Annotated in this window: 11 protein-coding genes; 6 read left to right on the top strand and 5 right to left on the bottom strand. The window is 31.3% G+C overall.

Features of this window, described 5'->3' with window-relative positions; genetic code table 11:
* The first annotated feature begins 112 nt into the window (after positions 1-112).
* From KA828_RS08555 to yhaM, 3 genes are read left to right on the top strand one after another with little or no spacing between them, the layout of a single operon-like run.
* Complete coding sequence (locus tag KA828_RS08555) at positions 113-1309, top strand: metallophosphoesterase family protein (protein ID WP_075108977.1); 1197 nt, start codon at positions 113-115, stop codon at positions 1307-1309.
* Positions 1299-4235, top strand: coding sequence for an AAA family ATPase (locus tag KA828_RS08550; protein WP_193839173.1), 2937 nt, complete (start codon positions 1299-1301; stop codon positions 4233-4235). The genes KA828_RS08555 and KA828_RS08550 overlap by 11 nt, the downstream gene beginning before the upstream one ends.
* A complete protein-coding gene (gene yhaM, locus KA828_RS08545; RefSeq protein ID WP_075108979.1) occupies positions 4232-5173 on the top strand; it encodes a 3'-5' exoribonuclease YhaM in 942 nt (313 codons plus the stop codon). The genes KA828_RS08550 and yhaM overlap by 4 nt, the downstream gene beginning before the upstream one ends.
* A 159-nt stretch (positions 5174-5332) precedes the next feature.
* Here the strand turns inward: yhaM and prsA are convergent, their stop codons facing one another.
* The 4 genes from prsA to KA828_RS08525 all read right to left on the bottom strand — a co-directional run bounded on the left by prsA (position 5333) and on the right by KA828_RS08525 (position 8122).
* Positions 5333-6307, bottom strand: coding sequence for a peptidylprolyl isomerase PrsA (gene prsA, locus KA828_RS08540; protein WP_075108980.1), 975 nt, complete (start codon positions 6305-6307; stop codon positions 5333-5335).
* Positions 6308-6478: 171 nt separating this feature from the next.
* On the bottom strand, positions 6479-7036 hold the full coding sequence (locus tag KA828_RS08535; protein ID WP_210126054.1) for a DUF3267 domain-containing protein: 558 nt from the start codon (positions 7034-7036) through the stop codon (positions 6479-6481).
* Positions 7037-7178: 142 nt separating this feature from the next.
* Positions 7179-7553, bottom strand: a complete 375-nt coding sequence (locus tag KA828_RS08530; RefSeq protein WP_053030596.1) for a YtxH domain-containing protein — start codon at positions 7551-7553, stop codon at positions 7179-7181.
* Between the two features lie 143 nt (positions 7554-7696).
* Positions 7697-8122, bottom strand: a complete 426-nt coding sequence (locus KA828_RS08525) for an HIT family protein (protein WP_075108982.1) — start codon at positions 8120-8122, stop codon at positions 7697-7699.
* A 130-nt stretch (positions 8123-8252) separates the two neighbouring features.
* On the opposite strand from KA828_RS08525, the gene ecsA reads away from it, so the two are divergent.
* Both ecsA and ecsB read left to right on the top strand, forming a co-directional pair.
* Positions 8253-8993 (top strand): ABC transporter ATP-binding protein EcsA, encoded by a 741-nt coding sequence (gene ecsA, locus KA828_RS08520; RefSeq protein WP_210126053.1) that lies wholly within the window; start codon positions 8253-8255, stop codon positions 8991-8993.
* Positions 8986-10209: an ABC transporter permease EcsB gene (gene ecsB, locus KA828_RS08515; RefSeq protein WP_210126052.1), complete on the top strand. Its 1224-nt coding sequence runs from the start codon at positions 8986-8988 to the stop codon at positions 10207-10209. The genes ecsA and ecsB overlap by 8 nt, the downstream gene beginning before the upstream one ends.
* A 64-nt stretch (positions 10210-10273) precedes the next feature.
* On the opposite strand, the gene KA828_RS08510 is transcribed toward ecsB, so the two are convergent.
* Positions 10274-10774: a signal transduction protein TRAP gene (locus tag KA828_RS08510; protein WP_210126051.1), complete on the bottom strand. Its 501-nt coding sequence runs from the start codon at positions 10772-10774 to the stop codon at positions 10274-10276.
* A gap of 287 nt (positions 10775-11061) precedes the next feature.
* On the opposite strand from KA828_RS08510, the gene hemE reads away from it, so the two are divergent.
* Positions 11062-12096: a uroporphyrinogen decarboxylase gene (hemE, locus tag KA828_RS08505; RefSeq protein WP_075108985.1), complete on the top strand. Its 1035-nt coding sequence runs from the start codon at positions 11062-11064 to the stop codon at positions 12094-12096.
* The last annotated feature ends 34 nt before the right edge of the window (positions 12097-12130 follow it).

Genomic DNA, 12130 nt, shown 5'->3' with positions numbered 1-12130 from the left:
TAATCTTAGTATGTTTTTTAATGCATAAGTTCTTCGACCCGAGTAATCAAATTATGGTAAAATATAGGAATACATAAAGATATATGAACATGCTATTAAGGAGCTAATATCAATGATAAAATTTATTCACTGTGCGGATTTGCATCTCGACAGCCCCTTTAAATCTAAAAGTCATTTGGCGCCATCCATTTTTGAAGATGTTCAAAACAGTGCGTATGAAAGCTTTAAGAAGATTGTCGATACTGCATTGAAAGAAGAAGTTGATTTTGTTCTCATCGTTGGAGATTTATTTGATAGTGAGAATCGAACATTGCGTGCTGAAGTATTTTTGAAAGAACAATTTAAACGATTAGAAAAAGAGCAAATTTTTGTGTATATAAGTCATGGTAATCATGACCCATTAACTGAAAAAATTACGAACGATTGGCCAGATAATGTTTCAGTATTCTCTAATAGAGTAGAAACTTATCAAGCTATTACTAAAGATGGAGAAACCATTTTTATCCATGGTTTTAGTTATCAACATGATACAAGTTATGAGAATAAGATTGATGAATTTCCATCGAGTCAAGGTAAAAAAGGAATCCATATTGGCATGCTGCATGGTACATACAGTAAATCGTCAACTAAAGATCGATACACTGAATTTATTTTAGAGGATTTAAATCAGAAATTATATCATTATTGGGCGCTAGGTCATATTCATGAAAGACAAGAATTAAGCGACATGCCCCCAATACATTATCCGGGTAACATACAAGGACGTCACTTTGGCGAACAAGGGCCTAAAGGATGTTTATTAGTTGAGGGTGATCATTTAAGATTAAATGCAACATTTATTCCAACGCAGCAAATTCGATTTGAAGAAGCAACAATTAACACAGATAAAGTTTCTAAACAAGGGATTTATGAAGCAATTCAATCATTCAAAGAAAGCGTTCGTTCTAATGGAAAAGCGTTTTATAGATTAACGGTTAATTTAGATAGTGATAAGCCATTATCTTCTCATGATATTAGTCAGATTAAGGAAATGATTGACGATTACGAAGAGAATGAACACCATTTTGTAATGATAGAATCGCTAACATTTAATTATATCCAAATGGATGAAACACCTCTTGTCAGGGAATTTTCAGCTGATTTAATCAAAGATAATAAAGTATTTGAAGCAGCAATGACGGAATTGTATTTAAATCCTAGAGCTTCTAAATATTTAGAAGACTATACTGATTTTGATAAGGTTGAACTGGTTAATCGTGCTGAAAATATTTTAAAAGCAGATATGAGAGGTGAAAGTGATGATCATTAAATCTTTAGAAATCTATGGTTATGGACAATTTGTACATCGTAAGATTGAATTTAATCGTGAATTTACTGAGATTTTTGGAGAGAATGAAGCGGGTAAATCAACGATTCAAGCTTTCATCCATTCCATTTTATTTGGCTTCCCTTCTAAAAAAGAAAAAGAGCCTCGATTAGAACCTCGTATGGGAAATCAGTATGGGGGTAAACTGACGCTTATTCTAGATGACCAATCAGAAATTGTTGTTGAGCGCGTTAAAGGTAGCGTTTCAGGTGATGTGAAAGTTTATTTGGAAAATGGCTTAATTCGTGATGAAGCATGGCTCAAGAAAAAATTAAACTATATTTCTAAAAAAACATATCAAGGTATCTTCTCATTTAATGTGCTTGGATTACAAGATATTCACCGTAATTTAGATGAAGATCAATTACAAAGTTATTTACTTGAAGCTGGCGCACTCGGTTCATCAGAATTTACTATGATGAATAAAATGGTCAGTCAAAAGAAAACAACATTGTATAAAAAAGCGGGTAAAAATCCAATACTTAATCAACAACTTGAGGAACTGAAACAGTTAGAAGCGCAAATTAGAGAAGAAGAGGCGAAGGTGGATGAGTATCATCGTTTAGTAGATGATAGAGATAAGTCACAACGTCATTTGGAACATTTAAAAGCAAATTTAAACCAATTATCTAAAATGCATGAAAGTAAACAGAAGCAACTCGCTATACATGAGCAAGCCCAAGAATGGAAAGATCTAGAACAGAGATTAAACATCGAGCCATTGCGTTTTCCTGAGAAGGGGATTGAACGCTATGAAACAGCTTCAAATTACAAACAATCATTAACTAGAGATATAAGCTTGCGTGAAGAGAAATTAAAGCAATTAGAGCATGAATATAATGCAATTGTAGTTTCTAATGAAACTACTGCTAAACATATTTATGATTTAACACGTGACGAAAATGAAATGCAACAGGCTGAACTGAAATCTTCTGCACTCGAACAAGACATCGATGATTATGAACGTCAAGAAGTAGATTTGAAATCCAGTATTGGTTGGCAAGAAGTTCATCACGATACTGACACATCAGACGCCAAGAAAAACTATGTTAGCGAAACGATTAAAGCGCGTAATGAACAGAACGTATTGAAACAACAAATCGAAAGATCCATTGATGAAAATCAAATCGAACAAAATGCACTGACACAAGAAATTGATCATTTAGAAAAAGAATTAGTCCCTGAAGACGCTTTAGATAAGAAAAAGCAATATAATCAACAAAAACTCGAATTACACGAAAAAGAAAACCTGTATAACAAACTCAAAGATACATTTAATTCCGATAAAGAAAGAAAACAACAAAGAAATTGGTGGTTAAGACTAAGTTTCATAGTGCTTTCAGTCATCGGATTAGGTTTAACCATTTTCTCATTTGTAACGCAGAACCTTATATTTGGTATTATCTTTGCGATTTTAACAGTAGTCTTTATTATTGGTATTTTCTTAGTAAGAACGAAGGAAATTGATTATAGTGAATCAATTAGTGAAGAAATAAATGATTTAGAACAACAAATAAATGATTTAGAATCTGAATATGATTTAAACTTCGATTTAGATCAACAATTTCAACTTCGCGAGCGTTGGAGTAACGCAAGTAATAATAAGAGCGTCTTAGCAAATAAATTAAATCATCAAGAAAGTTTACTACAAAAAACAGAAGAACAAATCAATACGCTTACGCATCAATTAGATGAAGTTAAAGCCAATTTGAAATTGCCGAATAACATGACAGATGATTTATTGCTTGATAGCTTCAAAACAATGAATCAACTGAAATCAAATGATAGTTATCGCAATAAATTAAAGCATCAACATCAAGAAGTAAATCAAAAATTGGATCAATTTTATCAAACTGCACATGAATATACTGAACATGAAATTAGTCCATTCAATAAAGCTTCATTATTTACGGATTTAAAAAATTGGATTTCTAATTATGAAAGTAAAAGAGAGAAAAAAGAACAACTTAAAAATCAAATCGAGCTATTAAGTAATGAATTAAAACAATTGAAAGAACAACTTGAAGAAAATGAGCATACAATTGATACATTATTTAACTATATCGAAGTTTCAAGTGAAGAGGCATACTATCAATCGTATGAGCAATATCAACTTTATCATCAACAATTGACTAGATTTAATGATTTAACATTATATCTTGAGAACCAAGATTTCTCATATGAAGATAGTTCAGATTTAAGCGAAAAGACAACTGCGCAATTAGAAGAAGAAGACGCTACGCTTGCGAAACAAGTAGATGACTATAATGACCAATATTTAGATAAACAAACAGAAGTCAGTGACTTGACCGCTCAAATTAATTATATGGAAACAGACAAAACATTATCTAAGTTAAGACACGAATACTATAACTTAAAAAATAGAATGAATGATTTAGCTAAAGATTGGGCAAGTTTAAGTTATCTAGAAGCACTTATTAATGAACATATTAAGCAAATCAAGGACAAGCGTTTACCACAAGTGATCAATGAAGCTGTCAATATTTTCACATCACTCACACAAGGTAATTATAATTTGATTACCTACGAAAATGACACAATAATGGTTAAACATAATAATGGTCAAATGTATCACCCACTTGAACTAAGTCAATCAACGAAAGAATTATTATATATTGCACTTAGAATTAGTTTGATTAAGATATTAAGACCATATTATCCATTCCCAATCATTATAGATGATGCATTTGTTCATTTTGATAAACAAAGAAAATCAATGATGTTAAACTATTTAAGAGAATTAGCTAAAGACTATCAAGTATTGTACTTCACTTGTATGAAAGATACTGCAATTCCTTCTAAAGAGATGCTCATATTAAATAAAGTAGAGGAAGGCGGAAAACGATGAGAAATGTAGAAAAGCTAAATCCAGGAGATTCGGTTGATAATTTCTTCTTAATCCATAGAGCTACACAAGGTGTTACTGCTCAAGGAAAAGATTATATGACATTATTCTTACAAGATAAAAGTGGTGACATTGAAGCCAAACTATGGACAGTGAGTAAAGAAGATATGCAAATACTTAAACCAGAGACGATTGTTTGGGTTAAAGGCGATGTCATTAACTATCGAGGTCGCAAACAAATGAAAGTCAATCAGTTTAGATTAGCTAAACCTGAAGATGGCTTAAAGACACAAGATTTTGTAGATGGTGCACCTTTGACACCTGACGAAATCCAAGAGAACATTTCACACTATATTTTAGATATTGAAAATGCAAACTTACAGCGTATCACACGTCATTTATTGAAAAAGTACCAAGATAAATTCTTTACGTATCCAGCTGCAAGCTCACATCATCACAATTTTGCCAGCGGATTGAGTTATCACGTGCTAACCATGTTAGAAATAGCCAAATCATTATGTGATATTTATCCATTGTTAAATCGTAGCTTATTATATAGTTCAATTATTTTACATGATCTAGGTAAAGTAAGGGAACTAAGTGGACCTGTAGCAACAACGTATACGGTTGAAGGTAATTTACTAGGTCATATTTCGATAGCGAGTGATGAAGTTGCGGACGCAGCTAGGGAACTAGGAATTGATGGTGAAGAAGTCATGTTACTTCGACATATGATTTTAGCCCATCATGGTAAAATGGAATTTGGTTCACCTAAGTTACCACACTTAAAAGAAGCAGAAATATTATTCTTTATTGATAATATTGACGCGAAGATGAATATGTTTGAAAAAGCATTTAAGAAAACAGATAAAGGTCAATTTACCGAACGTATTTTTGGTATGGAAAATCGACAGTTCTACAATCCAGAAAAATTAGATTAATAAAAAAGCGTTTTTACTTTATCCATTATGTAAAGTCAATTTACGATGGAAAGTAAAAACGCTTATTTTATAAATTGTTATGACTAAATAAAAGGCGCAAGCTAGACTTTATGATGTGGTCTAACTTGCGCTTTCATTTTTAATTAGTATCTTTGAAAATTATGAAGATAAGCTTGATGCTGATGAAGAACTATCTGAAGACGATTGTTGTTGTTTAAGTTTATCAGGATTTAGGATAGTGTTTTCTACAGCTTTTTTAATATCACTATCTTTATAATCAACATCATATTCTTTTAATAAATCTTTATAAGCATCAGTTAAAATTTCTGGATTTTTTTGTACTTTTTGTTCTATTAGTTTAGCTTTCAATTTAGATTTTTGTTTATCAAAGTCGTTTTCTTTATCAGCTTTAATAATATGGTAACCGTAGTCGGTTTTAACTACATCTGAAACTTGACCTTCTTTTAATTTGAATAAAGCTTTTTCAAATTTGCTTACCATTTGTCCTTTGACAACATAACCTAAAGAACCATTTTTCTTGGCACTTGAAGCGTCCATAGATTCTTTCTTAGCAATTTCACCGAATTTTTCTGGATTTTTTTCAACTTCTTTTTGAATTTTCTCAGCTTTTTCTTTTGCTTTTTTATCTGATAAACCTTCTTTATCATCACTATTTGATTTCACTTTAATTAAAATGTGAGAAGCTTTTTTAGTGTTATCTTTGATTTCTTTATCAGACACTTTAACTTTATCAGCAAGTAATTGTTTTTGGTATGCAGCAAGTTTTTTCTGCTCTTTATAATCATTTAAAGTCATACCTTGTTGTTTAAGCATGCTTTCAAATTGATCTTTACCACCATACTGTTTTTGCTCTTTTTTTATTTCATCATCGATATCTTTTGTATCGACTTTATCCTTGTATTTATCTTCTAAAATTTTATTTAATGCAATGCTAAATGATGTACTTGCAATTTGTTCATCACCAATTTTATTCATTACATCTTTAACTTTTACATCTCCAGCTTTGGAAGAGATTAATGTATTACTTTCAGAATCTGTTGCATTTGATCCACAAGCACCTAAAAGTAAAGCACTTGCAGTTACTGGAACAATTAATTTATTCATAATTTTCATGGTTGATAGCTCCTTTTACATTAATAACAAAGTTACTATAACATATTATGAAAGCATCACCAATTAGAAATAGGCGAGATACTGCTAAAGTACGAGATTTAATCGGACTTAAGTATTAAAAAATATCGAACCTGAAACATGCGACATGCTTTAAGTTCGATATGGTTTGTTTTAATGAAATGATTGGTAGGGCACTTTATTTAAAATATTAATACCTGTTTGATGTTCCTCTATAAAATGACCTTCATTTGAAAAAATAATAATTTTAAGATATAAAAAATCCATTACAGATATGCCAAAATTTAAAGCCAATAAAAACATAAAATAGTGGCCATATTGTGGGAAATGCATCGTTAATACAATTAAAATGAAAGTGATTAATACGAAAGGTAAAATCAAGTTAATACAAAAATATAGTTTATGGACTGGCGTGCTTACATAAGTGTTGAAATAAGGTAACCACCGCTTCTTATTTAATTTATGAATTCTAAATGAATTCATATAAGGCAAGAAAAAGAGCAAGTGGATTGATTTATGAATAGGGTACATCAATACAGCGAATACTAATAAAATCATAAAATGACGATCTGATAAAGGTGTATTCACAAAATAGTACATGATTTCATAACTTATTAAAAACGCGATGATAGTAATCGTAAAACTTAAAAATGCGATTCTTGGCACACCAAACCGTGCATGAATGTCAATTTGACGTTTACATAGGAACATAAGGACACCTCTTAATAGGTCTTAATTATATACGCTACGTATTATCTAACTATCAATGTAAACAGTCAAGTCCAATTTGCTATAAATATAAAAGGAGTGGTGTTAATTCAAAATGAATCTTACACCACTCTAATTTCTTACATTATTTATTATCTTTAGAAAAAGTATTACTTATTTCTTCGCCACGGTTTTGTAAGTTCTCAATGTGGGATTGTAGTTTTTCAATGTTTGGATTAATGTCAGATTTAAAATCACCAATGAGTGTTTTAAATTCATCACCAATGTCACTACCATAAGAGACACCATCATTCTTAACTTGTTTCGCATAATCTATAATATTATAAAAATTACGTTTAAGTGATGCTATCTCACGTTCTAGTTCAGAACGAGATCCAGTAGGTTCTTTCGCATCAATTGTGTTGTTTTTTACACTTTGATCATCACGGTTTAACCAAGAAACAGCGATTCCAGATGCCACTCCCACAGTAATACCAAATAATACGCGTGATACTTTCATGTTTTATTCTCCTCACTTGTTATGTCGTTATCGGATAATAATAGAATAGTGAAATCATAACAATTTCTATTTCTATATCAAACATATGTCGACAAGCCAATTTTAATTGTATATTACCCTAAAATGACATTCAATATGCAGAATTATTCAAATTGAGCTTTGATTTGATTAGCGATAGCTTGTTTTTGTTCATCATTGATTTCATTTTCATGCGTTTCCCAATGATAGCCGAAGCCGTCGATATCATTTTCGTAACGTGGTAGAAAATGAAAATGAATATGGAATACAGATTGATCTGCAAACTCACCATTGTTTTGAATGATATTTAAACCATCAGGATTGAAGGCTTTTTTAATTGCGTTAGCGACTCTAGGTAAGGCTGCACCAATATGTGCCATTGTCTCTTCATCTGTTTCAAAGATATTAGGTGATGCTTTTTTAGGAATAAGTAACGTATGTCCTTTAGTTACTTGAGAAATATCTAAAAATGCATAAACAAATTCATCTTCATAAACTTTGAAGCTTGGAATTTCTCCAGATAAAATTTTACTAAATACTGTTTCAGCCATTTGAATGCACTCCTTTTACGTATTTATAGCTTATTATAGCATTACTCATTAAAAATTTCGTTAATGAAGTAATTGTAATTTTAGTAGTTAAAAGCTAATTTTGGTACAATGATAGTCATGGAGGTGCCATATGACAGTCAAAGTTGAACATTTGACAGGAGGTTACGGAAAACGTCCTGTTATTGAAGATATAAATTTTGAATTAAAAACAGGAGAAATTGTTGGTTTAATTGGATTAAATGGTGCAGGTAAGAGTACAACCATTAAACATATGTTAGGCTTACTAACGCCAACAGAAGGTAAACTTTCTATCTCAAATACTGAGATTACCGATGATATCGAAGTGTATCGCAAGAAGTTATCTTATATTCCTGAGTCACCCATCATATATGAAGAATTAACATTGGAAGAGCATATCGCCATGACAGCAATGGCTTATCAAATAAGTGAAGAAGAAGCAATGAAACGTGCACGTCCATTACTTAAAACTTTTCGATTAGAGAATGAGTTGAAAGTATTCCCAAGCCACTTCTCTAAAGGAATGAAGCAAAAGGTAATGATTATCTGTGCTTTCATAGTGAACCCGGAATTATATATTATAGATGAACCATTTTTAGGTCTCGATCCATTAGGGATTCAATCAATGTTAGATTTGATGGTTGAAAAGAAAAACGAAGGGCGTACGGTTTTGATGAGTACTCATATTTTAGCGACTGCAGAACGATATTGTGATCGCTTTATCATTTTAGATAAAGGGAAAGTGGTTGCATTTGGGGATTTAGAGGAACTTCGCGAACAAACTGGTTTACATGGTCGCACACTTGATGACATCTATATACATGTCACACAAGGTGGTAAAGCAGATGGATAAATCAGCTACGTCTTTATTTAGAACGAGATTAGATGCAATTCGAAAAGAAAAAAGCTATTATAATAAGTTTATTTTCAATGGTCATTTTTCAGTGTTTCTTTTAATTTTATTAGGAGCGTTTATATTAGGATATGGTCAATGGTTACAACATATTCCTAACGATATTGATTATGCATTGTGTGCGAGCGTATTGTTAGCCTTGACATCTATCTTTCCGATACGAACATTTTTGAAAGATGCAGATAGAATATTTTTACTTCCGTTTGAAACACACATGAAGGACTATATGAAGTTGAGTTTACGATATAGTTATTTTAATAGAATTGCTATTCAAATCGTATTACTCATTATCTTGTTCCCATTATTTTCTAAATTAGATGATCATGTACTAACACCTTATATTATTTTTAGTATTTTAACTTTAATCCATCCTTGGCTAGGGTTGAAATTGAGATGGCAATGGTATCAAATCAGAAAATCAAGTTGGAGCATCAGTATCATTCTATTTCTATTTAATTTAGTAACCTTTGACTTAGTCCTAGGCTATCAAATGTATTGGGGAATCGTCTTTACACTTATTTTATTAAGTGCAACGTTTCTACTTCCTAAAGCTAACCATTCAAATTTATATCCTTGGGAGCGAATGATTAGCATAGAAGAAAGACATCATACGAATTACTATAAATTTGTAAATATGTTCACAGATGTTAAGCACTTAAAAGAAACAGCGGTTCGACGTAGATATTTAGATGTTTTTTTACCAATACCTAAAGGTCGTAAATTTAATTCGAAAAATATGTATCTTTACCTTTTCACTCGAAGTTTTGTTCGTGGAAGAGATGCATTTAGTATTATTCTGCGTTTAATTATAATTGCATTAGTATTAATGATTTGGTTATCTTTCCCAATCGTTTCTGCGATTATTGGATGTTTATTCATGTATATAACATTATTACAAATGTCCCAATTTTATACACAACAAGCCTATGGATTATGGCCTCAGGTTTGGCCAGTGTCAGATGTTGAAGTGATAAAAGGGTACGAAAAGTTTTTATATCGACTAATGTTAATCATAGGACTTATTTTTTCAATTACATTTATTAGTATTTACCCGCAGTATTTCTTTTTCGCGCTTATCTTCTTTATAGTAGGGTGGTTAACGATTAGAAGTACAATTGAAAAATTACAATATCAAGAATCATTGCTCAAAGATTAATAAAAGTTGCCTTTAGCTAGCACATATTCAAATGTTACTAGTTAAAAGGCAACTTTTTGATTTACTAATCTTTAATTGGGTATAAATATCTTTCGAAATAACTTGAATGTTGACTGCTCGAACCGAAATAATGTCTTAAGGCATCTTTTGAAAAATAGTCCTTAAACGTGTCAGTTTCTTTAAAGTCTTCGTATGTTTGTCGGTTAGCGAAGCCAAAATAAACCTTATAAGTTGTTCCTTGTACAGGTTTTAAAAAGCGATAGCTCTTAAACCCAGCAACGTTATCAAAATTCAACTCTAAATTTGCAATACGTTTTTCTAACTGATGTACATGATCATCAGATGATGGAATAAATATTGCCGAATAAAAATGTGTTTGATCTAAATCGTTAATTGCTTTAACCGTCGTATAAACCGTTGGATGTTTTAAAATAGATGTGTCATCTGTTTCTTCAATAATGACTGAAGAATCGTCTGTTGAAAATAAAAACAGATTTCTTTCAGTATTTTTAGTTCTAATTTGATTTAAGTAACCATAAGTCCCATATGTTGTATATATGTTCATGACTCATACCTCCTTTGTTGCTTATATTATACGATTAATTCATAAGTCTAGCTATACTAAATGAATGTAATATTTAAAAAATTTTGAAAACGAATTAGTCTGTTTGAGGGATATTTTTAAATGCTTAAATATACTATAATTAAGATTAATAAATTATTATAATTTAATGAATTGAAATGTACATTTATGCTTTGTCTTTTTTATGACATTTAAGTGTGCATAAACGATAATTATATTAGCATATGATATTATAGATAAGAATGATTTTAATTTAGGAGGACTATAAGGTGCATAATAAAAATAAGACAATTTTACAAACAATAAAAGGTGAAAAAACATCTCATACACCTGTATGGTTTATGCGCCAAGCCGGCCGATCACAACCAGAATATCGAAAATTAAAAGAAAAATACTCATTGTTTGACATTACTCACCAACCTGAATTATGTGCTTATGTAACGCAATTACCAGTAGATAATTATAATACTGACGCAGCGGTTTTATATAAAGATATCATGACACCTTTGAAACCAATTGGCGTGGATGTCGACATCAAATCAGGCATTGGACCAGTTATCAGTAATCCAATTAAATCTGTATCTGATGTTGAAAAACTCACGCAAATTGATCCCAAAAGAGATGTGCCATATGTACTTGAAACGATTCAATTGCTAACACAAGAGAAGTTGAACGTACCTCTAATTGGCTTTACAGGTGCACCATTTACGTTGGCTTCTTATATGATTGAGGGTGGTCCTTCAAAAAATTATAATTTTACGAAAGCAATGATGTACGGGGATGAAGCAACTTGGTTTGCCTTAATGGACCATCTTGTACAAGTTTCAATTGATTACGTAGTAGCTCAAATTGAAGCAGGTGCAGAACTTATTCAAATCTTTGATTCATGGGTAGGCGCATTAAATATCGAGGATTATCGCTATTACATTAAACCGTCTATGAATAAGTTAATCAATGGCATAAAAGCGCAATATGATGTACCTATCATTATGTTTGGGGTAGGAGCAAGTCATCTTATTAATGAATGGAATGACTTATCAATCGATGTATTAGGACTAGATTGGCGTACGTCTATTACGACAGCGACAAATATGGGCGTCAATAAAACACTACAAGGTAATTTAGATCCATCACTTTTACTTGCGCCTTGGGATGTATTAGAAAAGAGAATCCGTGCTATTCTCGACGAAGGTATGGAGAGAGGGAAACACATTTTTAATTTAGGACATGGTGTTTTCCCTGAAGTTAAACCAGAAACATTAAAACGTGTAACCCAATTTGTTCATGATTATACAAGTAAATAACACATAGAATTCAAAAAAGATTAAGGAAGGTTTT

Source organism: Staphylococcus sp. GDY8P85P (assembly GCF_017892405.1).
GTDB classification, from domain to species: Bacteria; Bacillota; Bacilli; order Staphylococcales; family Staphylococcaceae; genus Staphylococcus; species Staphylococcus borealis.
The sequence above is the reverse complement of the archived record's forward strand: the minus strand, read 5'-3'. Positions and strand labels throughout refer to the sequence as shown.

Excerpts from the sequence above, each read along its gene's own strand:
- ecsB (WP_210126052.1), top strand. The coding sequence starts at position 8,986 with ATGGATAAATCAGCTACGTCTTTATTTAGAACGAGATTAGATGCAATT.
- KA828_RS08530 (WP_053030596.1), bottom strand. The coding sequence starts at position 7,553 with ATGAAAGTATCACGCGTATTATTTGGTATTACTGTGGGAGTGGCATCT.
- yhaM (WP_075108979.1), top strand. The coding sequence starts at position 4,232 with ATGAGAAATGTAGAAAAGCTAAATCCAGGAGATTCGGTTGATAATTTC.
- KA828_RS08550 (WP_193839173.1), top strand. The coding sequence starts at position 1,299 with ATGATCATTAAATCTTTAGAAATCTATGGTTATGGACAATTTGTACAT.
- KA828_RS08525 (WP_075108982.1), bottom strand. The coding sequence starts at position 8,122 with ATGGCTGAAACAGTATTTAGTAAAATTTTATCTGGAGAAATTCCAAGC.
- KA828_RS08535 (WP_210126054.1), bottom strand. The coding sequence starts at position 7,036 with ATGTTCCTATGTAAACGTCAAATTGACATTCATGCACGGTTTGGTGTG.
- ecsA (WP_210126053.1), top strand. The coding sequence starts at position 8,253 with ATGACAGTCAAAGTTGAACATTTGACAGGAGGTTACGGAAAACGTCCT.
- prsA (WP_075108980.1), bottom strand. The coding sequence starts at position 6,307 with ATGAAAATTATGAATAAATTAATTGTTCCAGTAACTGCAAGTGCTTTA.
- KA828_RS08555 (WP_075108977.1), top strand. The coding sequence starts at position 113 with ATGATAAAATTTATTCACTGTGCGGATTTGCATCTCGACAGCCCCTTT.
- KA828_RS08510 (WP_210126051.1), bottom strand. The coding sequence starts at position 10,774 with ATGAACATATATACAACATATGGGACTTATGGTTACTTAAATCAAATT.